Below are 26,135 nucleotides of genomic sequence, written 5' to 3'. Positions count from 1 at the left end.
GCGTCACCTCCGTTCCGTTCGGACTCGGCGTCGTTACTTCGCGGAAGCTCTCGTTTAAGACCGAATTTCGGCGAAAACGGTTCAGAACGACTGATACGTCTTTCGGCCGCGCCTCGCGCGCGAGGCGCGGCCAGCGCGTCCGCTCGCGGACGACGACGCCCGGTCGGGCAATACATTTGATTCTTTAAAACGCCCATATATTTGTTTCAGCATTCTAAACACATCTTCAGGCACGACAACGGTTCACGTCCACTGGAGCGGTCCGGCCGCCACGCGCTTCGCCGACGCTCGCGCGTGGCGTCGGGTCGTCCTCGCTCGGCGCGAACGACGCGGCGCGTCGTTCGCGCTTCACTCGTACCGGAGCGCGTCGATGGGGTCGGTGTGGGCGGCGTCCCACGCCGGGTAGAGTCCCGCGAGGACGCCCACCACCACGCCGACGAGGACCGACGCCACGAACCAAATCGGTTGGAACGCCAGCGGCAGGCCGATGGCCTGCGCTCCGGCGTACCCGCCAGCGACTCCGACGACCGCCCCGAGCGCCGACCCGAGGACGCCGAGCATCACCGCCTCCACGAGGAACAACTGAAGCACGTCGCGGTTCTGCGCGCCGACGGCCTTCATGATGCCGATTTCGCGGGTCCGCTCGGTCACGCTCACCAGCATGATGTTGGCGATGCCGATGGACCCGACGATGAGCGAGATGACCGCGATGCCCGTGATGTAGGCGGTGAACGTGCTGGTCAACTGCTTGACCTGCCCGATGATTTGGTCTTGGGTCGTCACCTCGAACTGGTAGGACTGGGACTTGAGTTGACGGGCGTCAGAACGCTCGCCGAGGTAGTTGTACACTCGGCCCTGCACCGCATCCACCTGTCCCGGCGTCTCGGCCTTCACGAGGACGCGGCCGTAGACCGACTGGCGGGCGCGGAGGTTCGGACTCACCACCGTCCGCTGGTAGTACGGTTCGGTCGGCGCGTAGACCCGCGGTTGCGCGCCGCCCTGACTGAACCCGAGAACGTCGCCGCCGCCTTTCGGTTCCACGATACCGACCACCGTCGCGTTCAGCGTCTCGCCGTTGGCCGCGCGCGTGAACGTGACGTTCTCGCCGACGGTGACGTTCTCGCCGAACATCTGCGCCGCGGGTTGGTTCAAGACCACCTCGCGTTCGCCCACCTGATACGGCCGCCCGGCGACGAACGAGATGTTTCGGACTCGGAAGTAGCCGGGCGAGGACACCGTAATCCACTGTCTGCCCACCGACGAGTTGTTGTAGGTCATCGACGAGGCGGCGATGCCACTCTCGGGAGCGGCGAGTTGGACGCCTTCGAGTCGTCGTATCTGCTCTACGTCGTACTGCGTGAAGACGACCGACCCGCCGCCGCCCCCGAGCGACGGCACCCTGCTGTCGCCCGGCGACTGGGACGTGACGTACATCGTGGCGGCGTTGCCGCCCGCCACGGTGCTGATGATGTCCTGCTGAAGGCTCGCCCCCAGCGTGACGAACGTGATGACCGCCGCGACTCCGATGATGACCCCGAGCGTCGTCAGCGTCGAGCGGAGTTTGTGTTCGCGGATGTTGCGCCAACTGATTCGTGCCCCTTCGATGACGTTCATCGTGTTCCCCGGTCCCCGTGTGGGTTCTCACGCGACGGGTACGACGGCGAGCGACAAAAACCCCCGAACGTAAACGTTCCATTAAACGCCGGTAGCCCGCCCGAGCGCGGACATCCCGGCAGTACGCCGCCGAGTTCCGCCGACTCTCAGTTCGCCAGCGTCGTGAACCGGTTGACCCCCTCGTCGGTCCCGGCGACGATTACGTCGTCGCCGTGCTGGAACCGGAACTGGGGACCGACCTCGGTGACGACTTCGCCGTCGCGCTCGACTGCGACGACGGTGCATCCGGTCCGCGCCCGAACGTCGGCCTCCGCGAGGCTCTGGCCGACGAACTCGGTGGCGGTGGTCCGGACGATTTCGACCTGCTTGCCCATCGAGATGACCTCCTCGCGTTCGAGAATCGTGGACGCGAGCATCCGCCCCGAGACGGTAGCCAGCGCCAGCACGTAGTCGGCCCCCGCCCGGTAGAGTTTCTGGACGTTCTCGGTCTCCTCGGCCCGCGCCAGCACTTCGATGTCCGGGTTGAGGTCGCGCGCGACCAGCGTCCCGAACCCGGTGAGGGTGTCGTCGGCGATGGTGAACACCACCGTCCGGGCCTGTTGGATGCCCGCCTTCTCCAGCGTCTCGGGGTCCGTCGCGTCACCCGACACGTCCACGCCGGGTTTCTCCGCCACGTCTACCACCGTGTAGGAGATGTTCGCCGCGGCGAGGGCGTCGGTGACGGTCGAACCCACTTCGCCGTGCCCGGCGACGAGGACCGTCCCCCGGCGGGGCCGGTGGGTCTGGGAACTCGTGAGTTCCTTGAGTCGTTCGAGTTGCGACTGTCGGCCCGCCACCAGCAGGACCGTCCCGCTGTCGAGTTCCAAGTCGGGCGAGGGCGGCGTCTCGAACTCGCCGCGAATCCACGCGCCGATGACGTTCGCGCCCGACCGTTCGCGGATGCCGCTCTCGGCGAGGGTGTTGCCCGCGATTTCGCTCCCGCGCTGGACCGGCAACTCGGCGATTTCGAAGTCCGACCCGATTTCGACCGCCTCGCCGAGTTCCGCCGAGACTGCCGTCGTCACCTTGTCGGCCAGACTCTCGCCGACGAGTCGCCGCGGCGAGAGAACTTCGTCCACGCCAGCGAGTTCGTGGTAGGTCTCTTGGTCGGGTTCCTCCACGACGCTGACGATGCGCACGTCCTCGGCGACTTCCCGCGCCGTCAGTACGATGCTCACGTCCACCTCGTCGCTGGCGTCGGCGACCAGCGCTTTCGCGGCGTCGAGATTCGCGCCCGCCAGCGTCTCGACCGACTCGGGGTCGCCGTGGATGACATGGTGGCCCGACTCGTAGAGGTCCATCGCTCGCTCGCGGTCGGGTTCCACGATGACGTACTTCACGTCCCACGACTCCAACTCGGAGATGAGCGTCTCGGCCCGCGGCGAGTGGGTGCAGATGACCACGTGGTCTTCGAGGTCCTCGACCGCCGTCGGGAGCGTGGTCGAGAGGGCGTCTTCGAACAGCGGAACGACGAACACCGGCAGGGCCATGAAGATGAGGACGACCCCGGTGAGGTCCATAATCATCACTAGCACGTTCATCTCGGGGGTCTCCCACGGCGCGTCGGAGCCGTATCCGGTCGTCGTGAACGTCTCTATCACGACCTGTAGGGAGTGGTAAAACGGCTGATTGTGGCCCTCGTAGACGGTCATCCCGTAGTCGTAGACCAGCGCGTAGCCGAAGAAGACGACCACGAGCGTCGAGAGGTAGTAGAGCGTCCTGCGCTTCCACTTGTCCATCGGGCGTGATTTCCGCGTGGGGGATAATGGATTTGGGGTATTCGGGGCCGTCGTTCGCGCCGCCGACTCCCCTGCCGCCTGACGCACCTTTTTACTCCCGCCGGGCGACGTAGGGGCATGGAGTACACCACGCTCGGCGACACGGGCACGGAGGTCAGTCGAATCTGTCTCGGATGTATGAGTTTCGGGTCGAGCGACTGGCGGCCGTGGGTGTTGGACCCCGAGGAGGGCGAGGAGATACTCGAGCGCGCAATCGACCTCGGTATCAACTTCTTCGACACCGCGAACATGTATTCGAACGGCGAGAGCGAGCGCGTACTCGGCGATGCGCTGGAGGGTCGGCGCGACGAGAGCGTCGTCGCCACCAAGTGCTACTTCCAGATGGACGACGACGACCCCAACTCCGGGGGTCTCTCGCGGAAGGCAATCGAGCAGGAACTCGAAAACTCGCTGGACCGCCTCGGGATGGACACCATCGACCTCTACCAGATTCACCGGTGGGACGACGACACCCCCATCGAGCAGACCCTGCGCGCACTCGACGACGCGGTGCGCCGCGGGAAGGTCCGCCACGTCGGGGCCTCCTCGATGTGGGCCTACCAGTTCGCCGACGCCCTCCACGCCAGCGACAGTCTCGGACTGGAGCGGTTCCAGACGATGCAGAACCACTACAACCTCGTCTACCGGGAGGAAGAGCGCGAGATGCTTCCCCTCTGCGAGCAGGAGGGCGTCGGCGTGATGCCGTGGAGTCCCCTCGCGCGGGGATACCTGACCCGGCCCCACGAGGACATCGACGCGACGACCCGCGGCGAGACGGAAGAACACATGTACGACCACCCCTACCGCGAGGGCGGCGGGAAGGAGATAAACGAGCGCGTGCAGGAACTCGCCGCCCAGAAGGGTGTGACGATGGCCCAAATCTCACTGGCGTGGCTCCTGCACAAAGACTGGGTGGACGCGCCCATCGTCGGCACCACCAGCGTCGAACACTTAGAAGACGCGGTGGAGGCGCTGGAAATCGACCTCTCGGCCAGCGACATCGCGTACCTCGAAGAACCCTACGAACCCGTGGAAGTCTCGGGCCACGACTGACGGCGAGTCCGACCATGAACCTGACAGCACACGACGTGCGGGCCGACGACGGCACCCGACTCCGGGTGTGGGAGGACGCGCCCGAGAGCGGGGAGGACGCGGGCGCGGCGGGCGATTCACCCGCCTCCGACGACGCGGGCGCGGCGGACTCGTCCGCCGCGCCCGCCGAGGCGGTCCTGTTCGTCCACGGGGCCATCACCCACTCGCGGGCGCTGTTCGCCCCGCCGGTCGAGGGACGCGAGTCGCCGTCCGGCGACTCGCGTCTCGACGCCTCCTACTCGTGGCTCCGCGCGACCGCAGACGCGGGCAGAACCGCCTACGCGCTCGACGTGCGGGGCTACGGCGACAGCGAGTTCCCGCCAGCGATGGCCGACCCGCCCGAGGCGAACGACCCGCCGGTCCGGGCCGGAGACGCCGCGGACGACGTTGCCGCCGCGTTCGACTTCGCAACCGCGCGCCACGGGCGAGTCCACCTCGTCGGCGTCTCGTGGGGCACCATGACGACCGGCCGATTCCTCGCCGACCGCGACTCGGGAGCGAACGCGACCGACGTGGCCTCCTACGTCCAGTGCGCGCCGGTGTACGACCCGCCCTACGACTTCTCGGAACTCGTCTCGGCGTTCGGTCTCGACGCGGACCTCGGCGCGTACTACGTCGAGGACCGCGAGACGGTCGCCGAACGGAAGGACGCCGACGAGAATCTCGCGCTCTTCGAGGGCGTCTGGCGCGCGATGGTCGAGTCCGGGCAGGGAGCGGCCGCCGACCGCGAGGACGCCTACGTCGCCCAGACCGGCGCGCTGGCCGACGTGCGCGACTGCTGTGCCGGGAGTCCGCCCTACGACCCCGCCGCCATCGACGCGCCGACGCTCGTCGTCCGGGGGACCGACGACGACACCGCCCGCCGGTCGGACGCCCTGACCCTCTACGACGAACTGGGCGCGGCCGACGACCGAAAGGAGTACGCCGAACTCGCCGGGGCCGACCACTACGCGATGCACGGCGACCGGCGGCGGGCGCTCTACGACCTCGTGACCGCGTTTCACGACAGAAATTAGAAGCGGTTCACAACCGCAGTCGGACCGGACTCCGGACCGACACGCGGTCGGTCCAGTAGAGTTCGGCCAGCGCCCAAGCCGCCAGCGAGACGCCCGAGAGAGCGGTCAGGAGTACGTCGAACAGGCCCATCCACGCCGGAATGACCCACTTGAGTCCGTGGTAGAGTTTCGAGGGAACCAGCGACCGGACCGCGCCGTAGACCTGCGCGCCGAGTCCGCGGTTGGCGTCTCCGGAGTCGTCGGTCGTAATGCCCGGCGTCCGCGACTCGTAGTCGAGGGCCGTCGCGCTCGCGCCGCCCGCGCTCTCGTCGCCCGTGCCGAGGCGTTCGGCCTCGTAGGGTTTCGCCATCGACACCTGCCAGACGATTTCGCCCTGCCGGTTCACCTCGAAGACGCGGTTGCTGTGGGTGTCGGTAATCAGGGTCCGGCCGTTGGGCAGACGGTCGGCGTCCCGGGGCCACTCCATCTTGGCGTCCCGCCACGTCCACGTCCGAGTCCACGACTCGTTCTCGCGCTGGTACTCCACGATGCGGTTGTTCTCGGAGTCCGCAATCACGGCCGCCGGGCCGCCGCGTTCCTCGGGGATGTAGTCGGGGTTGTGCTGTTCGTAGAGCGTGTCGTGGTCGTCGTCCGCGCCGAGCGTCCGGTTTTCGAGCAGTCCGCGCTCGCGGTGGATGAACCACACTTGGTCGTGGTTCCGGGGTCGGCCATCACGACGTTCTGGTCTTCGAGGTACTCCACGTCGTTGAGGTGGGTCCAGTCTCGGATGGGACCGCCGGTCGAGTAGGGGAACTCGCTCCGGGCGCGCCACTCCCACGTAATCACGTTCGACGAGGTGTTGACGACGAACACCCGGTTGTGGAAGATGTCGGCGACCAGATAGTGGCTGTCGTCGATGCGGTCCACGTCGTGGACGCTGTCGTGGGAGTGGCGCGTGACCACCTCGTAGGTGTAGACTCGCTCGGACTCGCCGGTACTCAGGTTGAGGCGTTCGACCACGTTCCGGACGCAGTTCAGACTCGAACCCGGCCCGAGTTTACACTTCGAGTTCGGGCGGACGGAACTTCCGACGTACGTCACGGTGTAGGCCTCGCCGGGAACGGGGTCAACGTCGAAGATTCGCTGGTAGGCTCTGGTCTCGTACACCACGTCGCCGTCGCCTGCGAACGCGGTGAGACTGCCGTTCTTCTCGTCGTTGTAGTGGGCGGTGACGATTGTGAGGTTCTCGGCGGCCCGGAGTTCGTCCGGTTCGTGGACGACCGGATTCTCGGCGGCGGACTCGTCGCCATCCACCGCGGCCAAGACGCTCCCGGTGTGCGTCAGAAAGACGCCGCCGGTGGGCACGACGACGAGAAACGCGAACGCGACTCGTAAATACGTCTGATACGACCCCATGGAAACAACCCCTAAAGGGACCGATTTATAGGTTGCGATTACAGGTTTATTTTCTTATACTTTTTGAGCGACGAAGGAGTCCGACGCCCGGCAGAACCCTAATGGAAGCGAAGAGCGAACCGAACGACATGACCACGACTTCGGACCGACTCCCGGAGCGAACAACTGCCGACGCGCTCTCTCGTCTCGCCGCGTCGGTCCGGACCGAGGACGACCGCCCCGAAATTCCGGTCGAAGCGCCGTACTCTGGAAGTACCATACAAACGATTCCCGCGAGTACGTCCGCGGACGTACTCGCGGCGTTCGAGCGCGCGCGGGAGGCCCAACCTGCGTGGGCCGACCGTGAGGCGTCCGAGCGCGCGGCCGTCGTCCGGCGGTTTCACGACCTCGCGTTGGACCGGCGGGCCGAACTGCTCGACGTGACCCAACTCGAAAGCGGGAAAGCGCGCATCGACGCCTTCGAGGAGGTGCTGGACGTGGCGACCACCGCGCGCCACTACGCCCACCGCGCCGCCGACTACCTCGCGCCCTCGCGCCGGAAGGGGGCGCTTCCGTTGCTCACGAAGACCACCGTCAACCGGCGACCCGTCGGCGTCGTCGGCGTCGTCTCACCGTGGAACTACCCGATGACGCTCTCGGTGTCGGACGCGATTCCGGCCCTGCTCGCGGGCAACGCCGTGGTGTGCAAGCCAGCGAGCGAGACGCCGTTTACGGCGCTGGCGCTCCGGGACCTCCTCCGGGAGGCCGGGACGCCCGACGACGTGTTTCAGGTCGTGACGGGCCACGGGAGCGAGGCGGGCGGCGCAGTCGTCGAGGAGGCCGATTACGTCTGTTTCACCGGAAGCACCGAGACCGGCCGGGAGGTGGCCCGGCGCGCGGGCGCGAATCTGACCGACTGCTCGCTCGAACTCGGCGGCAAGAACCCGATGGTGGTTCTCGCGGACGCCGACATCGAAACGGCGGTGGAGGGCGCGATTCAGGGGTGTTTCACCAACGCGGGCCAACTCTGCATCTCGTTCGAGCGCCTCTACGTCGCCAGCGAGGTCTACGACGCGTTCTTAGACAGGTTCGTCCGGCGGACCCGCGCGCTTGACCTCCGACCGGCCTACGACTACGGGCCGGACGTGGGGTCGCTGGTCGGTCCGGACCAACTCGAAACCGTCGAGCGACACGTCGAGGACGCCGTGGCGAAGGGCGCAGACGTGTTGACCGGCGGCCGAGCGCGGCCCGACATCGGGCCGTACTTCTACGAACCGACGGTTCTGTCGGGCGTGACCGACGAGATGGCGGCCGGGTGCGAAGAGACCTTCGGCCCGGTGGTGTCGGTCGAACCCTTCGACGCCGAGTCGGAGGCGATTCGGATGGCGAACGACTCCGACTACGGTCTGAACGCGAGCGTCTGGACCGAGGACGGCGAGCGCGGCCGGGACATCGCCCGGCGTATCGACTGCGGGACGGTCAACGTCAACGACGCCTACGCCGCGGCGTGGGCCTCCATCGACGCGCCGATGGGCGGGATGAAGGACTCGGGACTCGGGCGACGGCACGGCGACGAAGGGTTCCTGAAGTACACCGAGGCACAGACCGTCGCCGAACAGCGCGGCGCGCCGATTGGCGCGCCGCGCGGGGTGCCCGACTCGTGGTACGCGACGGGGATGGCGCTCGCGCTCCGAGCGATGGACCGGATTCCGGGGGTGCGGTGATGGCGGAATCGGTGTTCCTGACCGGGTTCCCCGGCTTTCTGGGGTCCGAACTGGTCGCGCGCTTGCTCGACCGGTACCCCGAGGACGTGCCGGTTCGGTGTCTGGTTCAGTCGAAGTACCGGGACCTCGCCGAGCGACGCGCCGCCGAAATCGAGGGACGAAAGCGCGACGGGGAGCGAAACCGGGAGCGCGACCCGCGCGACGGCGCGGACGAGTCCGCGCCGTCGCGCGTCGAACTGTACGAGGGCGACGTTACGGAGTCGGACCTCGGCTTGGGCGACGACTACGCGGACTTGCAGGCCGACGCGGTGGAGGTGTACCACCTCGCGGCGGTGTACGACCTCGGAGTCGCCCGCGAGGTGGGGATGGCGGTCAACGTCGAGGGGACCCGCAACGTGCTGGACTTCGCGGCGGGGTGTCCGGCCCTCCGGCGGTTCCAGTACGTCAGCACCTGCTACGTCAGCGGGCGGCACGACGGCGTGTTTACCCACCGTGACCTCGACGTGGGACAGACCTTCAACAACCACTACGAGGAGACCAAGTTTCTCGCGGAGGTCGAGGTCCAGCGCCGGATGGACGACGGTCTCCCGGCGACGATTTACCGGCCAGCAATCACCGTCGGCGACAGCGAGACGGGCGAGACTCAGAAGTACGACGGGCCGTACTACCTGCTGGAACTGCTCGGGCGGCAGTCGGCGCTCCTGCCGGGCGCGAACGTCGCCGCGGTGCCAACGTTCGGGGACCCCCGCGACTACGAAGTCAACGTCGTGCCCCGCGACTTCGTAGTCGAGGCGATAGCCAACCTGAGCGCCCGCGACGACTCCGCGGGCGAGGTGTATCAGCTCTGTGACCCGAACCCGCCCACCGTCGCGGGGATGGTCCGGACGTTCGCGGCGGCGACGGGCACCCGGATTCTCCGGGTGCCCGTGCCGGGCGGCGCGAGTCTCGCCCGGCGCTCGCTCGACGCGATTCCGGGACTAGCCGACGCGCTCGGGGTCGAACCGGCGGTTCTGGACTACTTCGTCCACCCGACGAGTTACACCTGCGCGAACGCGATTCGGGACCTGCACGGGAGCGGGGTCGCGTGCCCGGCGTTCGAGGAGTACGCCGACGCGCTGGTTCGGTTCTTCCGCGAGAACCCCGACGTGTCCGCGGACGCGATGACGTAGACGCGGCGTCAGAGAACGATTTACCTTCGGTGGAGACGTGTTCTTCTTTCTCTACAGTATCTATATCCATTTTATAGAATTGTATATCAGTCTCTAATCGGTCGCGGCCGTCGCCGACTCGTCGGCGACGGCCGCGTGATTGTGGCGACCGCGACGACTGCGCGGTGGCCGTGCGACCGACGAACCGTTCTGTCGAGTCGAGTCCTCCTCTTCGGAAATCCCTCGCGTTTCGGTCGCTCGCCGAGAATTTTTCAATAAGCATTTATAGGATTCATACGAAGAATGTGGCCATGCGACGCCGCGAATTTATCGCTGGTACCGGCCTCGTGGCCGCCTCCGCGCTCGCAGGCTGTTCCAGCGGCAGTAGCTCCCCACCGCCGCGAAAGTCGAACGTCTTCCGGAACATCGAGACCGAGAACGGAAAACTCCAAATCGACCTCGAAGAGAACACGTGGGTCGTGTCCCGGTACGACTCCGACGGCCAGAGCGCGCTCGCCGACCCCAACGAAGTCGGCGGCTTCAGCCCCGTCGGGAGCGCCCGCGCGAAGGGCAAAGGCGGGAGCGGCGGCCGCGGTGCCACCGGCCGCGCGGACGGTGGCTACAGTAGCGCCCCCAAGACCGGCCACGGACGCGCGTGGTGGCACGGCGGCGCGTACGCCGACGACTGGTACGACGACCACGACGACGACGTGTCGAGGTACAGCGTCACCGCCGCGACGCTCGGGGTGGCTTACCTCGGGAGTGACTTCGAGATGGAGGACGACGCGCCCGGCGCGGGACCGGTGCCGTGGGACTGCCGCGTGAGCGACCCCGACGGGACCGAGACCTGCGAGATTCGACGGGACGGCTGGTACCGCGTCGGCGCGGAACTCGTCGGCGGGCCGAACAACCACGACTTCGAGTGGGAGTGCGTGGACCTGAAAGTGGACGAGGGTCTCGGGACCGACGCCGGGTACGAAGTCGAGAAGCAGTGGAAAGTTTCCCCACGGATTTAACTCCGTCCAGTTCGCGGGTGTTTCCGACGCGAAGACTCCGCCGCCTTCCCCGACTCCCTGACCTATGCCGAACGTCTCCACGCGGACCAAGACGCTGACCCTGCTGGCAATCACGTACGTCGTGTCGTTCTGTAGCTTCGCCTACGAGTTCGTCTACTCGGAGTTGCTGACCGTGATGTACGGCGGCACCGTCACCCAGTACGTCATCACGGTCGGTCTGTACTTCTTCAGTCTCGGCGTCGGGTCGGCGATGTCCGACGACTTGCAGGCCGACGCGCCCTCGAACTTCTTCCGGACCGAGGTGTATCTGGCCGCAGTCGCGCCCGCGGGGTTCATGCTCGTCGTCGGTCTCAACAGCGTGACGATTCCGAAGGCCGTGCCTGCAGAAGCCGTGTGGGTCGCCGCGCGACTCCCCGCCATCGCGGTCGGGTTCCTCTCGGGCTTCGAACTCCCCTTGCTGACCCGGATGGTCGAACGGACCGACGAGTCGGGGCGCGTCCTCCCGACCGCGGTCACGCGCGGGTTCGGCCGCCTCTACGGGGCCGCGCTGGGCGTCCTCGGACGGTTCTGGAGCGTCGAGCGCACGCCGGGCGACCGGAGCGGTCTCTCGGTCGTGCTGGCGATGGACTACGTGGGCGGCCTGTTTGGGGCCGTCGTCTACGCGAAGGTTCTCTACCCCGCGCTCGGACTCGTGCCGACCATCTTCGTGCTGGCCCTGCTGAACTGCGTGGCCGCGCTGGTGTTCGTCGCCCGGTTCAGCGAGCGCTCGTGGGGCCTGTTCGCGGGCGAGCGCCGCGTGCTGGCGAGTCGGGAGTCGGCCGCGCTCCTCGCGGCGTGTCTCGTCCTGACCGCCGGGTACGCGGGCGCGGTCGCCAACCACCGGCAGGTTGACCGCGGCGTGACCGAACTCTACCTCGAACAGCAGATAGAGTCCGAGTACGCGAAGGGCGCGATGGACGCCGAAATCACCAGCCAGTGGACCACCCAGTACCAGCACGTCGTCCGCTACGACCGGACGTGGACCGGAAGCGGAGCGAACCCTTACTTCCCCGGCGAGACCGAGCAGTGCCTCCGACTCGGCACCGCGGTCCAACTCTGCGAGAGCTGGGCCGACTCCTACCACCGGGGACTCGTGGACGTGCCGATGTCGATGTACGACCGCGGACCGGAGACGAACGTCCTCGTCGTCGGCGGCGGCGACTGGATAGCCATCGACCACCTCCGGAAGTACGACGTGAGCGTGGACCACGTGGACTTGGACGCCGAGTTCATGGCCCACGCGCGAAACGACTCGTTCTTCGCGCGCTGGCACGACGACGCCTACGAGTACGACCGACTGAACACCACGGTCGGCGACGGCTACGCCTACCTCAAGAACACCGACGAGACCTACGACCTCGTGTTGCTCGACATCCCCGGCGCGACGGACGACGACCTGCTCAAGCTCTACTCCAAGGAGTTCTACGGGTCGCTCCGGCGGCACCTCGAACCAGACGGCGCGGTGGTCGCGTGGGCCTACTCCCAGTACGGCTACCCCCAGCACCACAAGGCGTACCTGAACACGGTCCGAGCGGCCGGGTTCGACCGCTACGCGCCCTACTGGGCGTGGGAGGACGTGGACCGCGACGGCGACGTAGAGCGCGTAGAGCAGTTCTACGTCCTCGCGCCCGGCGAGCGAGCGCCGTTCCCCGACCCCGATTCGGCCCGCGCCACCGAGTACGTCCGGCGCTACGCCGACCGCTACCGCGACCTGCGGTGGCGCGCGATTCCGGGCTACCGCGGCGTCGAAGTCAACTCGCTGTTCGACCCGAACTACGACATCATCGTAGATACCTGACGACCGACCACCAACACCAATGTCATCGCAACACGCATCCCGACTCTACTTCGCGTACGCCGCCAGCGAGCCGAATCTGGAGGTGTTCGACGTGAAGCGCGTGGTCCCGAGCGAACTGCTCGGCGCGCCCGCGGCGCTGACGATTATCGGCGAGTCCCACTACGTCGGCGTCCCGGCGCTGGGATTCCACGAGGTCTGTTCGTGCAAGCCGATTTCGGGCGACTCGACCGCCGAAACACCGCTCCGGCGCGGCGTCGAGCGCAACTTCGCGTTCGAGAACGACCGCCTCCGGGTCGAGACCAGCGCCGAGGTCCGGCCAATCGAGGCGTTCCCCGGTCCCGAGGGGGCCGACGCCGCCTTCCGGTTCGGCCCGGACGCGTGGACGACCATCGAACTCGGCGAGGCGGACGGGACCGACGCGTCGGTCCCGTCCGCCGGGTCGCCCGCGGGCGATGAGGCGACCTACGAGACCTACCACACCTACCCCGAACACGGGATTGCGGTTTACACGTATACCATATTGTCTCCCGCACGCGAGCGCGCGAAAGACGAGCGAACGGACGAACCGACGCGAACGGACGAACCGACTTCGACCGCTCTCCGACCGACAGACGACTGACACACCACCGATTCATCATGACCGACCACACCGCAGAGACCTACGACGGCGACGTAACGCTCACCGGCCACGAAGACGCCCCGGTCGAAGTCCGGGACCCCGAGGACGTGTACCTCCGGACCGGAAGCGTCGAGGGCGACCTCGAACTCCGGAACCCCGAATACGTCTTCACTCACCAACCCACCGGCGACGCCGACGTGGGCGACCCCGAGACGGTCGTCCGGGGAAACCTCGAAGACGGGTACGCCGAACCCGGCGGCGTGACCGGCGACGCAATCGTGGCGGACGCCGAAGACGTGTTCGTCTCGGCCGAAACTTCGGGCGGCGACCTCTCGGTGGTCGGCCCCGAAAACGTCTACGCCGACGACGTGGCACTGCCCCGCGACCCCGACGACTACGACGTGTCGCTCACCGGGTGGAAGCAGTCGGGCAGTGCCAGCGACCCGGACGCGGGCGTCCGGGTCGCGGGCGCAGACCACGAGGTCAGCGTCGAGAAGGCTCGGACCGACCTCGACGTGTACGTCGTGGGCCGCGACCACGAAATCGAGATTACGGGCCGGAGCGCCAGCGTCTCGGTTTACCTGCTGGGGTACGACAACACCGTCAGGGTCGGGGCGTACCTCGACAGCGAGGTAGTCGCCGACACCGGGTTCGACAACGAGGTGATTTCCGAACCCTATCCCGTTGAGGACCTCATCGAGACATCGAAAGACGAGGCGTTCGACCGCGCCGGGTTCGGCCGCCGGAAGGTCACGTATCAGGTTCCCGCGGAGGGCGACGACTGGTGTCCCAACTGCGGCGAACCCGCCGACGCCATCGTGGAACGCCACCAGATGGAAGCCCTGTTCGTGTTCGGCCGCCCGGTCAAGACCTACGACCGAAGCACCAACCCCGCCAAGGAGTGCGAACACTGCTCGCGGAGCGCCTTCGACGCGAGTCTCACCGAGCGCGAGCGAAAGGACGTGTTGAAGTGACGACGCTTCGCGGTTGGATTCCGGCCGGAAGAGACCGAATCTATATATCGGAGGGGTGAGCAATGACGGTACGTGTGACAACCCCCCTCGAATCGCCCGCCAACCGACCCCCGGCCGCTCGGCCACCCGACTCCACCCATGGCACGAACTGAAGAACGCTCGGCCGCCGACGCGACGACGACCTGTCAGTACACGTTCGACCCGGCGAGGCACACCGACGCGCGCCTCCAGACGACGTGGGAGTGCCCCCACGAGGCCCACGGCGACAGCGACTACTGCCGGTTCCACATGTCCCGCGACGAACGGGCCAGCAACGACGTGACCGCCGAGGACATCGTAGCGCGACTCAAGCGGAACCTCGAATCCGACGACGTTCGCGCCAACGAGTACGTCGGCGCGAACCTCCCGCATCTCTCGCTGACCTATCAGGACATCAACGGCGGGACCAACCACGTCCTCAACTTCCAGTACGCCGACATCGACGGACTCGACATCACTCATGGCCGCCTCGAACAGGGTCTGAACCTCCGGGGTGCCACCGTCGGCACACTCAAGTTCGAGGGCGCGACCATCGGCGGCGTCCTCGACGGCGACCAGTTGTCGGTCGAAGGAACCCTCTCGGCCTACGAGACCACCTTCCGCGAGGACGTGTCGTTCGTCGGCGCGAGTTTCCACGGAGAAGTGAACTGCGACGAGACGACGTTCACCGACGACACGAGTTTCGAGGGCGCGACGTTCCACGACGTGGCCCACTTCCGGAACGTCGAGACGACAGGCACCAGCCACGTCTTGGACGACCACATCTCGTTCGCCGGGGTGGAGTTCCGCGACGACGCGAGTTTCCGGCAGGCGACGTTCCAGTACGTCACCTTCGAGGACACGACGTTCCACGCGGCGTCGGACTTCGAACACGTCGAGTTCGAGGGCGACACCCGCTTCGGCGGCGTCGTCTTCGACCGGATGGCCGACTTCGACGAGGCCCGCTTCCACGACGACGCCTGCTTCGAGGACGCCCGGTTCAAGGCGCTGGCGGAGTTCCGCGGCGTCGAGTTCAACGGCGGCAGTCGGACGACCAACGACGACGTGACCTTCGAGGGCGCGCGCTTCGAGGGCGAGGCCGACTTCAAACTCGCGCGCTTCCGGTTCGCCGACTTCAAGGACGCTACCTTCGAAGGCGAGTTCAACCTCGACCGGGCGGTGTTCGACGCGCGGGCCGACTGCCACCGCATCGAAATCTCGGGTCTCGCCAACCTCGAGCGCTCGGAGTTCCGCGAGGGCGTGACGTTCGACGGGAGTACGTTCGCTGGCGACGTGGAGGCGGTCGAAGCCCAGTTCTACGGCGACGCCGATTTCGTGGGGGCGACGTTCCGGTCGCGCGTCCGGTTCACGGAAGCCCGGTTCCGCGAGGACGCGAGTTTCAGGGAGGCGGCGTTTCACGACGCGGCCATCTTCCGCGGCGTCGTCTTCGAGGGCGAGGCCAAACATCTCGAAGAGAACGCGTCGTTCGACGAGGTGACGTTCGAGGCGACCGCGGACTTCGAGGCCGCGAGTTTCACCAACGGGTCGTTCCGGGACGTGACGTTCCACGACGAGGGGAACTTCCGGACCGCCGAGTTCCACAAGGGCGTCGAGTTCCGGATAGTCGCGGGCGGGAGCGGCGACACGTACGTCGATTTGACCGAGGCCACGCTCTGTGGCGGAAGCGTCGTGATAACCGCCGACAGCGTGGTCCTCTACGACCTGACGAAGGCGACCCTCGGCGACCTGAATCTGGAGAGCGAGGGCAACCAACACCAACTGCTGGACCACTTCCGGTTCTGCCTTACGGACTTCGACCACTTCGACTTCAGCAACCACCACGCCTACCTCGAACGCAACGACTGGAACGTCCACGACTTCCTCGGCGACGAGTCGTCGGGTCGCTACGACGTGGAGATGACCAACGAAGTCATCGAAGAGACCTACCGGAAGGCTCAAGACAGCGCCAACGCGGTGGGCGACACGCCCGCGATGCGGGAGTTCGAGTTCAAGCGGTACTTCTACAACCGCAAGAAGAACGTGGACATCGTTCTCCACGAGTACTCGCTTGACGTGTGGGGCCGACTCCGGAAGGGCGCGAGCGTAGGTCTCAACTTCTTCATGCAGTTCACCTGCGGGTACGGCAACCGACTGCCCCGAATCGCGGTGTTGACGTTCCTGTTGCCCGCGCTGTTCGGCGTTCTCTACGTCCTCGGCGGTCCGCTACAGACCCAAGCGGGCGTCATCTGGGACGCCGCCCAACCCTCCACGACGCTGTTCGAGGGGCTTTACTACAGTTACATCAGTTTCAGTACCATCGGCTACGGCGACATCGGCCCGGTCGGGTGGGCCGCGAAGATTCTGGCGGCGAGTCAGGGGATGTTGAACGGGTTGTTCTTCACTCTGCTCACGTTCACGCTGTTCAAGCGAGTCCTCGGCGGGAAGGTTCCGGGCGGATTTTCGGCGGTCGTCGGAGATTTTTGGTCTCCGGCCAACTGTCTCTTTCTGCGCGCTCGTGAAACATCCAACCCGGCGCGCGCGGACGCGACCGCTTGCGTGTCGCGTCCGACCGCGCGAGGGATGACTGAGTAAGCGACCGGAGGGAGCGAACGAAGGAATCGGTTGGGGAGGGTGTGGCCCGCGGTGGCGGTTGCGGTGCTGTGCGGTCGTGATTGGTTCAAGCCTGACGTAACTCTTCGTCGCCGTCGCGGGCGTCTCGGACTCGACCCTACTGTGATTTCTGGGTTCAAGCCCGACGTAACTTCCCGTCGCCGATTCCCGTTCGCGGTGCTGTTCGGCCCTCGCCACTACGGATAACTAAACCATTCCCTAACGAATATATACCTGTCCGAAAGAAACGAAAATACGTCCGAAACCACGAGCGACGTGTCTCGACTCAGGCGTCCACTTCTTTCCACTCGGACTCGCCGTCGTCGTCTTTCAGCAACTCGGGTTTGCCGAGCGGAAGCGACCCGAACAGCGCGTAGTGGACCGCGAACGCGACGGCGAGCAGTCCGACCAGTGCGAACGCACCGCGTTTGAGTTTGGAAGTCATGGGCGACGGTAGGGAGCAGTCCGACAAGAGGTCTCCGGTCCTCGCCGACCGCGGGGCGTCTTCGATACGGTCCGGTCGCGCGTCACCGATTCCGGCAGAAACCTATCTCGACAGAAACTATTTCCCGCGCTCGGGCGTAGGCCCGGCCATGAGCGACGACCGAAGCGAACTCCGGACCGCCGCAGAGAAACTCCACGAGGCCCGCGAGGGCACCGACCACGCCGACGCCGCCGAGCGCCTCGAAACCTACGCCGAACAGGTCGAGACGATGGCTGACGCCGACCGCGGACCGGACCACGGCCGACTCGCGCGCCTCGAACACAACCTTCACGACGTACAGTCGGACCTCGACGCCGACGCGACCGAGGCCGTGAAGTCCGCGCTCGAACACGCCCAAGCGTATCGCTCAACCGTCGAAGGCGTCTGAGAGGGCGTCTCGCGTCGGCTCGCTGGCGTATCGCACAGGACTTTGTGTTTTTTGCCGGGTTGGACGGTGACGAGGACCGACGGAGAGGAAAGTCGGTGAGAGGGGACTACGGAGAAAAGTCGGTGACGGAGTAGCTAGCGACAGGCTCGAACCAATCAGACCGCGACCGCACCGCACAGCACCGCGACGGCCACGTCCTCCCCAACCGCCTGCGGTCCTCACTTCGTTGCGGTCCTCGGCCCTCGCGCGGATGGGCGCGGCCACTTGCGGGCCGCGCCCGCGCGCGCCGGGGTCGAAAATCGTGCCGGAGTGCCGAGTCGAAAGTCGTCCCGAGGCGTTCCGTCGTCGGTCGCCGTCAGTCGTCGGCCGTCGTCGCCTCGCGCTCCCGAACCGGCCGCAACTCCGCGCTGAAGTGGCGGAGTTCGGCCATCTCGGGTTCGTCCACGATTTCGAGACCCGAAATCTCGCCCGCGTCGCGGCGCTCGGCGACTCGCTCGAACGTCTCGGCGACGTGTTCGAGGTGGTCCGCGCCGTAGGTCCGGCGGGGGAGCGACAGGCGGACGAGTTCCGGCCGGTCGGTCTCGGGGAACGCGAAACTCCCCAACTCGACGCCGCGGACCGCGCCCTCGCGGTAGAGTTCGCAGACCAACGCCTGACCGGGGAACTGCTCGGTCGGAATCTCGGGCAGGAACTCGGCGGCGTTCACGTACACCGCGTGGCCGCCCGTGGGTCGCTCGACCGGCACGTCGCGGTCGGCCAGCAGGTCGCCGAGTCGCTGGACCTGCCCCACGCGGTCGGCGACGTAGGACTCTTCGACCGCTTCGCGGAGACCGACCGCCATCGCCTCCAAGTCCCGACCGGCCATCCCGCCGTAGGTCGTGAACCCCTCGTAGAGGATGCCTCGCTCACGGGTCTTCGCGTAGAGGTCGTCGAGTTCCGGGTCGTCCCGAATTCCGACGAACCCGCCGACGTTGACCAGTCCGTCTTTCTTGCCGCTCATCACGATTGCGTCGGCGTACGAGAGTTGTTCGCGGGCGATGTCCGCGACAGACCAGTCTGCGAACTCGTCTTCGCGCTCCCGGACGAAGTAGGCGTTCTCGGCGAACCGGCAGGCGTCTACGACGAACGTCGCGTCCAACTCGTCGGCCACCGCGCGGGCCTCTCGGACGTTCTCGACGCTGACTGGTTGGCCCGCCAGCGAGTTGTTCGTGATGGTGACGAGGACCGCGGGGACGTTCTCCGCGCCCACCTCGTCGGCCAACTCCCGGACTTTCTCCACGTCGAGGTCCCCCGCGAACGGCCGGTCGCCGTCCAGCGCACCCTCGCGGGGGCAATCGACCGGTTCGGCCCCGTTGTTGGCGATGTGCGCCCGCGTCGTGTCGAAGTGGGTGTTGTTCGGCACGTAGTCGCCTTCTTCGACCAGCGCGCCGTAGAGAACGTTCTCGGCCCCGCGTCCCTGATGGGCGGGGATGATGCGCTCGAACCCCATCACGTCCGAGATTGCCTCTTGCAGTCGGTCGAAACTCCCGCTCCCGGCGTAGGCCTCGTCGCCGACCATCATCGCGGCCCACTGGGACTCGCTCATCGTCCCGGTTCCGCTGTCGGTCAGCAGGTCCACGAACACCCCGTCGGAGTCGAGATTGAACACGTTGTACCCCGCCGTCTCCAGATTCGCCTCGCGTTCGTCGCGCTCCGGAAGTCGAATCGGCGAGACCACTTTCGATTTGTACGCTCGCATGTCCGGGACGACGACCCCGCGGAACGTATTGCTTGCGAGACATCTTTGGGCGGAAGTGGTCGCCTGCGGTTGTCGCGTTCCGAATCTGGACACTGACCGACGGACCTGTCCGCGGACCGTTCGGGAGCGTTTCGTGAACGTTTACGTAAACGCAAACGCTTTCGATGCCGAGATTTGATTTTATCTCTGTCGGCGTGTTTGCCCGACAGACCTAAGACAATCGTCCATCTGTCACTAGTTATCGTGTCTGACGAAACCTCCGACGGCGGAGGCGACGACAGAACTCCGCCGTTCGACTCCGAGGTATTGGACGGGTCCGGGCGAACCGACGAACTCTTCGAGGCGGTGGCGGACCCGCGCGCCCGACGCGTCCTCTCGTATCTCGAATCGGTCTCGGTGAACGTGGTCGAACTCGATACTCTCGTGGACCACGTTGTGGAATGCGAAGCGGCGTCCGAAGACGACGACTCCGACACCCACCGGTCCGACGACGCGGACCGACATCGCCAGCGCGTGGCGGTGGCGCTTCACCACAACCACCTCCCGAAACTGGACGACGCCGCCGTCATCGACTACGACCCGCGGACGAAGGCGGTCCGCTACTGGGGCGACGACCGCGTGACCGCGTACCTCGAGATGTTCGAGGCGGTCGAACGCTCCTAACTCGGCGGTCCGATTCGATGCGTCTTCGAACTGTCTAATTCGAGCCACGTAGCCGATAAGTATATGTGGGTCCGCATACAATAGGTTCCTCGTTAACGAGGCGGAAGCGACCGAATTGGTGGGGACGAGAACGGGGAGCATCCCTTCTGCCCCGCGTTTCGCCGAGACTGCGCCACTCAGAGATGATAGATACCAACGAAACCCGAGACGATTCCACCGAACGCCGAGCGGAGACTCACCACGTCCACTACGACCCGACGGCCGACGAACGCCCGAGCGAGATGCTCGTGATAGCCGTCGCCGACATCGCCGACGCGGACCCCTTGGAGTTGGAACCGCTCTTCGAGACGGTGGACCCGGACACGCTGAACGACTTCGTGGGAACCGACGGACTACCCGAGGTAGGTGGTCACATCTCGTTCCGATACGCGGGACACGACGTGACGGTCTACCCCAGCGGACTGCTCGAAATCGAACCCGCGAGCTAATCGGCCGCCCGAGACGACCGGGAGCGTCGGTCTTCGCGCCCGAACCGCGCCCCGCGGCGTAGCCGAGCGGAAACGAAAACGCGGCGCTCGTCGGTTCGAGCGTCGAAGAAGGCGAGACCGAGAATTGGACTCGGACGGGAGACGTTTTCCACGACCCGTACGACCGTTCCGGCTTGCGCCAGTTTCACGAACGCCGCTTACGTTGCGTCCGTTACTTGGTCTTCGTACCTCGCCACCATGGTGGCTAGGTTGTGGGTCGATTCGGTTCCCCTTCAGGGCTTTGACCTCGTGACCGTTTTACCGGTCCTTTAGTGTTCACCCTTAAACAGCCTCGTCGCGTCCTTGCGGACGGTTCGAGACCGCTCGTCCGATGTGTCCTCCCGACCTCGCCGCAACTATACGTAGGAGCGAGTCGGTATTAAGCGTTTTTCGGCATTTCGTGATATGTGTTACCACATGGTAATCGGCGACGACAGGTCCATCTTACGACAGCGACGAGTTCTTTACGTTCGGGGCGAAACTGCCGAACGATGGCCGAGCATCCGCTCAAACAGCGGTTCGTCCTCGATACGTCCGTCTTTTTCACCGACGAGCTGCTCCGGGAGGGCGAACGGCGAGAGGACGCAATCGTCCGCCTGTTGGACCGCATCGCCGAGGCGAAACTCTCGCTGAACATCTCGTGTTACGTCCCGCCGTCGATTTACGACGAACTCACCGCGATGCTCGAAGACCGGGGGGTCTCAGACGAGGTGTTCTCGAAACTCAACACGTGGGTCATCAAGAAGAACCCGGCGCGCTTCGAGGTGATGATTCCGGCCGAAATCGTCTTCGAGTTCATCGACGAGATGAGCGAGAGAGTGGACCGGGGACTCCGGGTTTCGGAGGAGGCGGTCCGCGAGGCCCAAGAACTCGACGGCGAACCCATCGAGGGCCAAGAGTACATGACCGACGTGGACCAACTCGTCTCGGACCTTCGGGAGAAGTACCGCCGGGCGCTCCGACGGGGGGTCTTGGACTCCCACGAGGACTTCGACCTGCTGATTCTGGCGCGCGAACTCGACGCGGGCGTCGTGACCGAAGACGTGGGCATCCTCAACTGGTCGGAGGACTTCGGACTCCGGTACCTCCGCGGGCGGGACTTCCCGGCGCTTCTGGACGAGTATCTCGACGCGAGCGAGAACGTCGAGTGAGAGTCGGCAACCCGGAAACGTCGAGGCGACGGCGTTACCAGTGGCCCAACAGCGAGAGGGTCGAGAAGAGCCAGAGGTTGAACACGACGATTATCGAACCCGAGTTGAGTGCCGACAGCGCGAGTTTCGTCTTGCGTCCGGTCCGGGGCCGCCACTTCCAGAGGAAGTACTCGATGTCGTTGTTCGAGGGACCGGCCTGCAACGCGATGCCAGCACCCTGCAATCCGAGAAAGGCGGCGAGGAGAAGACGCCACGTCGTTCCGGGCGCGTACACCAGTTTGACGAGGAGACTCGTGACGAACGCCGGGACCAGTAACGCGTAGGGCGCGACAATTCCCGCGAGGGCGTCCTGTCTGCGCGTCGATTTCGACTCGACGACTACGTGACTGCGTTCCGACGCGAAGGCGAAGTCGCTCCACGAAATCTCGGTCTGGTTGCCGAAGCATTCGTAGGCCAGCGAGTGACTCATCTCGTGGAGTACGGTCGATGCGAAAAGGAGCGTAGAGAGTAGCGTGTCCGACCATCGGTAGAGTCGCTTCACTGCTTCCATGCTCACGCCGTTTGACGTGTCGAGAACTAATTACTACCGGAACTGGGTACTATCGACGCCGACATCACGGTGGCCGGAGCGTCTCGAATCGTGTCGTCCCGTAGCCACCACTCATTTGAATGCTGAAAGCCCTACACGTATGATAATGAACTCTCTCGAAGTCGCGGGTCGATTAGCCGCCGGAATCCTGCTGATACTGGCGAACGGGTTCTTCGTCGCAATCGAGTTCGCGCTCACCCGCGCTCGCCAGTTCACCGAAGAGGAGTTCGTCGGCGGCGACTCGGCCGACAACTCCGCGTTGGAACGCGCGTGGGAGATGACAAACAATCTGGAAATCTACCTCACGACCTGTCAGGTCGGAATCACGGCCTCCAGCATCGCGGTGGGTATCGTCGCCGAACCCGCGCTGGCGGCCATTTTCGACCCGCTGTTCTCGGGCACGGTGCTGGCGTCGGTCGGGTCCGGCGCGATTATCGCCTTCCTCATCATCAACCTCGTCCACCTGACTCACGGCGAGCAGACCCCGACGTATCTGGGCGTCGAACGCTCCCGGATGGTGTGTCGGTACGGCGCGACCCCGCTGTACTGGTTCAACTACCTCATCTCGCCGCTCATCACGCTCGGCGACTGGGTGGCGAAAGGGACGCTCAAACTCTTCGGCATCGAGATGACCGGCGCGTGGTTGGAGACCGAAGAGGACGCCATCGAGTCGCGGGCGGACCTCCGGAACCGACTCGGGTCGGTCCTCGAACGCGGCGACCTGCCCGAGGAGCGCCGCGACGAGGTGATGAACGCGCTCCAAATCGGCGAGCGGTCGGTCCGCGAGGTGATGATTCCCGCCGACGAAATCGTCGCGCTCTCGACGGAGGCCGACACCGACGAGAACTTCCGGCGGATGGCCGAGCGACCCCAGACGCGCTATCCGCTGGTGGGCGAGGACCTGACCGACTTCCGAGGCATCGTCTACTCGCCGGTCCTCGCGCGCCACCGCGAGAAGGTGGCCGAGGGCGAGGTGGACTTCTCGGAGTTGGCCGCGCCGCCGATGACGCTCTCGCCCGACGCCGACGTGAGCGACGCCATCGACCAGTTCCAGACCGAGAATCAGGAACTCGCACTGGTGGTCGAAGACGGCGAAGTCGCCGGTCTCGTCACCGTGACCGACACGCTGGAGTCGGTGATGGGCGACGTGGAGGACCCGCTGGACAAAGACGGGCAACCCCTCGCGGCCGACGGCGGATAGCCTCGCGCGACCGACCCGAACCCACCACTCAAATGCCCGGCCTCCCTCGGTCCGGGTATGAACGTGAACCGCGAGCGACTCCGCGAGGACATCGAAGCCAACGCGGAGTTCGGCGCAATCGAGACCGACGAGGGCCGCGGGCGGACGGTCCTGACCGGCACCGAGACCAACCGCGAGGCCCGCGAGTACCTCGTCGCGCGACTGGAGGACGCCGGACTCGACGTGCGGACCGACGCCGTGGGGAACGTCGCCGGGCGGTGGACGCCCGACAGCGCCGACCCCGACGCGGCACCCGTGGCGGCCGGGAGCCACCTCGACTCGGTGCCGGAGGGCGGCATCTTCGACGGACCGCTCGGGGTGTACGCCGCGCTGGAGGCGGTCCGAGCGATGCAGGACGCCGGGGTCGAACCGTCGCGCCCGGTCGAAGTCGTCTCGTTCACCGAGGAGGAGGGCCAGCGGTTCGCCTCCGGCCTTCTGGGGTCGTCGGTCGCGGTCGGCGAGCGAAGCGTCGAGGAAGCGCTGGCGCTCGAAGACGGCGACGGAACGACCCTCGAATCGGCGCTCGACGCCATCGGCTTCCGCGGCGAGGGACGCCTCGACGCGAGCGAGTGGGACGCGTGGCTCGAACTCCACGTCGAGCAGAGCGAGCGACTGGAGCGAGCGGACGTTCCGGTCGGCGTCGTCACGTCCATCACGGGCATCACCCACTGCGAGGCGGTGGTCCGCGGCGAGGCCGACCACGCCGGAGCGACCCCGATGGGCGACCGGACCGACGCGCTCGCCGCCGCCAGCGAGTTCGTCCTCGACGTGGAGCGAGCGGCCAACGAGGTGGTCGCCGACGTGAGCGACACCGCCGTCGGCACCGTCGGCAGTCTCGACGTGCGCCCGAACGCGACCAACGTCGTCCCCGGCGCGGTCGAGATGGGCGTCGATATTCGGGACGTGGACCGCGAGGCGATGGCGGAACTCGTCCGGCGCGCTCGTCAGAGCCTCGCGCGCCTCGAACGCGAGCGCGGCGTCGAGACCGAGTTCCGGCGGCCCTTCGACCTCGCGCCCACGCCCATGAGCGACCGAGTGCGCGCGTCCGCCCGCGACGCGGGCGGACGCGCCGGAATCGAGACGATAGACCTCCACTCGGGCGCGGCCCACGACACGATGCACGTCGCGGGCGTGACCGACGCCGGACTGCTGTTCGCGCCCTCCCGAGACGGCATCTCGCACAACCCCGCGGAGTGGACCGACTGGGAGGACTGCGCGACGGCGACGAGAGTGCTGGCGGGGGCGCTGGCGGACCTCGCTAGTGGGGAGTGAGGTTAGAGACTGGAAATTATTTCTTTAGCAATTCTGTAGGGTGCCAAAAGGCGCATTTAGGTGTCCGAGCGCGCGGCCGTCGGCCGCGCGCTCGTCGCCGCCGACGGTTTCGGCCCGGCGCGTCCGACGCCAGTCGCGCCCGGCGCCACCGACGCGCGTTCCGCCCGGCGCGTCCGACTCCGCGTTCCGCCCGTCGCGCCCTACTCCGGTTTCAGTCCGTCGCCGGTCACTCGCATCACCGCCTCGCCGTCCGCGAGGTTCGGCGCGTCCACGAGGCGGACGACGCGCTTGTCGCCCTTCGACTGGCGGAGGTAGATGCGGACCGTCGAGGCGTGGCCGAGGATGTTACCGCCGATGGGTTTGGTCGGGTCGCCGAAGTACGAATCCGGATTCGACTGGACCTGATTGGTCACGACCACCGCGGCGTCGTGGAGACTCCCCAACCGCACGAGGTCGTGGAGGTGCTTGTTGAGTTTCTGCTGGCGCTCGGCGAGTTCGCCCCGGCCGACGTATTCGGCGCGGAAGTGGGCCGTGAGCGAATCGACGCACACCATCCGAATCGGCCACTCCGAGTCGGCGTGGTCGGAGACGAGTTCGTTCGCCTTCTCCGCCAGCAGCATCTGGTGGTTGGAGTTGAACGCCTTGGCGACGTGAATCCGTTCGAGCATCGCCTCGACCAGCGCGTCCTCGGATTCGACGCCGTGGGACTCCATCGCGCCGCGTTTAGCGTCGTCGGCGAGGCCCCGAACCATGTCGTCGATTCGCTCGGGCCGGAAGGTGTCTTCGCTGTCCACGAAGAGGACCCCGCCAGCGAGTCCGCCGTGTTCGCGCGGCAGTTGGGCGTTGACCGCGAGTTGGTGGGTGAGTTGGGACTTGCCGGTGCCGAACTCGCCGTACACCTCCGTAATCGACTGGGTTTCGACGCCGCCGCCGAGCATCTCGTCCACCGCGGGCACGCCCCACGTCGCTTTGCCGATTTCGGCCCTGCGCTCCAGCACCTCCGAACCCGTCTCGAACCCGCCCACGTCGGCGGCGTCCCGCGCCGCGCGGATGATGTCGGCGGCGCTCGACTCGCCCACGTCCGCGGTGTTCGAGAGTTCGCCGGGGCTTAGCCACCGCGATGGAGACGAACGAGTCGTAGCCAGCGCCGCGAAGTTTGTCGGCCGTCGCCGGTCCGACGCCGGGGAGCGCGTCGAGTTCTTCTGTGGTTGCCATCGAACGTGG

Annotated in this window: 22 protein-coding genes; 15 read left to right on the top strand and 7 right to left on the bottom strand. The window is 66.3% G+C overall.

Annotated features, from left to right (window positions below):
* Window positions 1–348 precede the first annotated feature (348 nt).
* The gene (locus tag P2T60_RS19465; RefSeq protein WP_276282425.1) at window positions 349–1,614 is read right to left on the bottom strand and encodes an ABC transporter permease; all 1,266 of its coding nucleotides are present in this window, start codon (window positions 1,612–1,614) and stop codon (window positions 349–351) included.
* A 146-nt stretch (window positions 1,615–1,760) separates the two neighbouring features.
* Complete coding sequence (locus tag P2T60_RS19460; RefSeq protein WP_276282424.1) at window positions 1,761–3,392, bottom strand: potassium channel family protein; 1,632 nt, start codon at window positions 3,390–3,392, stop codon at window positions 1,761–1,763.
* A 117-nt stretch (window positions 3,393–3,509) separates the two neighbouring features.
* On the opposite strand from P2T60_RS19460, the gene P2T60_RS19455 reads away from it, so the two are divergent.
* A complete protein-coding gene (locus P2T60_RS19455) occupies window positions 3,510–4,484 on the top strand; it encodes an aldo/keto reductase (protein WP_276282423.1) in 975 nt (324 codons plus the stop codon).
* Window positions 4,485–4,498: 14 nt separating this feature from the next.
* A complete protein-coding gene (locus P2T60_RS19450; RefSeq protein WP_276282422.1) occupies window positions 4,499–5,539 on the top strand; it encodes an alpha/beta fold hydrolase in 1,041 nt (346 codons plus the stop codon).
* A gap of 552 nt (window positions 5,540–6,091) precedes the next feature.
* Here the strand turns inward: P2T60_RS19450 and P2T60_RS19445 are convergent.
* Window positions 6,092–6,934 carry a hypothetical protein gene (locus tag P2T60_RS19445; RefSeq protein WP_276282421.1) on the bottom strand — a complete coding sequence of 281 codons (843 nt, stop codon included), beginning with the start codon at window positions 6,932–6,934 and terminating at the stop codon, window positions 6,092–6,094.
* Window positions 6,935–7,062: 128 nt separating this feature from the next.
* Here P2T60_RS19445 and P2T60_RS19440 point away from each other — a divergent pair, with 128 nt between their 5' ends.
* From P2T60_RS19440 to P2T60_RS19410, 7 genes are all read left to right on the top strand, one after another.
* Window positions 7,063–8,637 carry a succinic semialdehyde dehydrogenase gene (locus P2T60_RS19440; protein ID WP_420028722.1) on the top strand — a complete coding sequence of 525 codons (1,575 nt, stop codon included), beginning with the start codon at window positions 7,063–7,065 and terminating at the stop codon, window positions 8,635–8,637.
* Window positions 8,637–9,806: an SDR family oxidoreductase gene (locus tag P2T60_RS19435; protein ID WP_276282419.1), complete on the top strand. Its 1,170-nt coding sequence runs from the start codon at window positions 8,637–8,639 to the stop codon at window positions 9,804–9,806. Before P2T60_RS19440 ends, P2T60_RS19435 begins: the two co-directional genes overlap by 1 nt.
* 290 nt (window positions 9,807–10,096) lie before the next feature.
* Window positions 10,097–10,801, top strand: a complete 705-nt coding sequence (locus P2T60_RS19430; RefSeq protein WP_276282418.1) for a hypothetical protein — start codon at window positions 10,097–10,099, stop codon at window positions 10,799–10,801.
* A 64-nt stretch (window positions 10,802–10,865) separates the two neighbouring features.
* Window positions 10,866–12,638, top strand: coding sequence for a spermidine synthase (locus tag P2T60_RS19425; RefSeq protein WP_276282417.1), 1,773 nt, complete (start codon window positions 10,866–10,868; stop codon window positions 12,636–12,638).
* Window positions 12,639–12,657: 19 nt separating this feature from the next.
* Entirely contained in the window at window positions 12,658–13,257 is a 600-nt protein-coding gene (locus P2T60_RS19420; RefSeq protein WP_276282416.1) for a hypothetical protein, read from the top strand.
* Window positions 13,258–13,274: 17 nt separating this feature from the next.
* The gene (locus P2T60_RS19415) at window positions 13,275–14,231 is read left to right on the top strand and encodes a hypothetical protein (RefSeq protein WP_276282415.1); all 957 of its coding nucleotides are present in this window, start codon (window positions 13,275–13,277) and stop codon (window positions 14,229–14,231) included.
* A 138-nt stretch (window positions 14,232–14,369) separates the two neighbouring features.
* A complete protein-coding gene (locus P2T60_RS19410) occupies window positions 14,370–16,841 on the top strand; it encodes a pentapeptide repeat-containing protein (protein WP_276282414.1) in 2,472 nt (823 codons plus the stop codon).
* 304 nt (window positions 16,842–17,145) lie between these two features.
* Here the strand turns inward: P2T60_RS19410 and P2T60_RS19405 are convergent, their stop codons facing one another.
* Entirely contained in the window at window positions 17,146–17,304 is a 159-nt protein-coding gene (locus P2T60_RS19405) for a hypothetical protein (protein WP_276282413.1), read from the bottom strand.
* 148 nt (window positions 17,305–17,452) lie between these two features.
* Between P2T60_RS19405 and P2T60_RS19400 the strand changes: the two genes are divergently transcribed.
* Entirely contained in the window at window positions 17,453–17,731 is a 279-nt protein-coding gene (locus tag P2T60_RS19400) for a DUF7553 family protein (RefSeq protein ID WP_276282412.1), read from the top strand.
* A 355-nt stretch (window positions 17,732–18,086) separates the two neighbouring features.
* Here P2T60_RS19400 and P2T60_RS19395 read toward each other — a convergent pair whose 3' ends face one another.
* A complete protein-coding gene (locus P2T60_RS19395; protein ID WP_276282411.1) occupies window positions 18,087–19,469 on the bottom strand; it encodes a tryptophanase in 1,383 nt (460 codons plus the stop codon).
* 243 nt (window positions 19,470–19,712) lie between these two features.
* Between P2T60_RS19395 and P2T60_RS19390 the strand changes: the two genes are divergently transcribed.
* From P2T60_RS19390 to P2T60_RS19380, 3 genes are all read left to right on the top strand, one after another.
* On the top strand, window positions 19,713–20,132 hold the full coding sequence (locus tag P2T60_RS19390) for a DUF7344 domain-containing protein (RefSeq protein WP_276282410.1): 420 nt from the start codon (window positions 19,713–19,715) through the stop codon (window positions 20,130–20,132).
* 182 nt (window positions 20,133–20,314) lie between these two features.
* Window positions 20,315–20,620 (top strand): HalOD1 output domain-containing protein, encoded by a 306-nt coding sequence (locus P2T60_RS19385; protein WP_276282409.1) that lies wholly within the window; start codon window positions 20,315–20,317, stop codon window positions 20,618–20,620.
* A 530-nt stretch (window positions 20,621–21,150) separates the two neighbouring features.
* Entirely contained in the window at window positions 21,151–21,810 is a 660-nt protein-coding gene (locus tag P2T60_RS19380) for an RNA ligase partner protein (protein ID WP_276282408.1), read from the top strand.
* A gap of 34 nt (window positions 21,811–21,844) precedes the next feature.
* On the opposite strand, the gene P2T60_RS19375 is transcribed toward P2T60_RS19380, so the two are convergent.
* Entirely contained in the window at window positions 21,845–22,360 is a 516-nt protein-coding gene (locus P2T60_RS19375) for a hypothetical protein (RefSeq protein WP_276282407.1), read from the bottom strand.
* A 145-nt stretch (window positions 22,361–22,505) separates the two neighbouring features.
* Between P2T60_RS19375 and P2T60_RS19370 the strand changes: the two genes are divergently transcribed.
* Entirely contained in the window at window positions 22,506–23,600 is a 1,095-nt protein-coding gene (locus P2T60_RS19370; RefSeq protein ID WP_276282406.1) for a CNNM domain-containing protein, read from the top strand.
* Between the two features lie 57 nt (window positions 23,601–23,657).
* Window positions 23,658–24,911: a M20 family metallo-hydrolase gene (locus P2T60_RS19365; RefSeq protein ID WP_276282405.1), complete on the top strand. Its 1,254-nt coding sequence runs from the start codon at window positions 23,658–23,660 to the stop codon at window positions 24,909–24,911.
* A gap of 200 nt (window positions 24,912–25,111) precedes the next feature.
* On the opposite strand, the gene radA is transcribed toward P2T60_RS19365, so the two are convergent.
* Window positions 25,112–25,990: a DNA repair and recombination protein RadA gene (gene radA / locus P2T60_RS19360; protein ID WP_382208604.1), complete on the bottom strand. Its 879-nt coding sequence runs from the start codon at window positions 25,988–25,990 to the stop codon at window positions 25,112–25,114.
* Between the last annotated feature and the right edge of the window lie 145 nt (window positions 25,991–26,135).

It is taken from the genome of Halorussus caseinilyticus, from assembly GCF_029338395.1.
In the GTDB taxonomy this organism is placed as follows: Archaea; Halobacteriota; Halobacteria; order Halobacteriales; family Haladaptataceae; genus Halorussus; species Halorussus caseinilyticus.
Note: the sequence above shows the minus strand (reverse complement) of the source record. Positions and strands in the feature narration are given on the sequence as shown.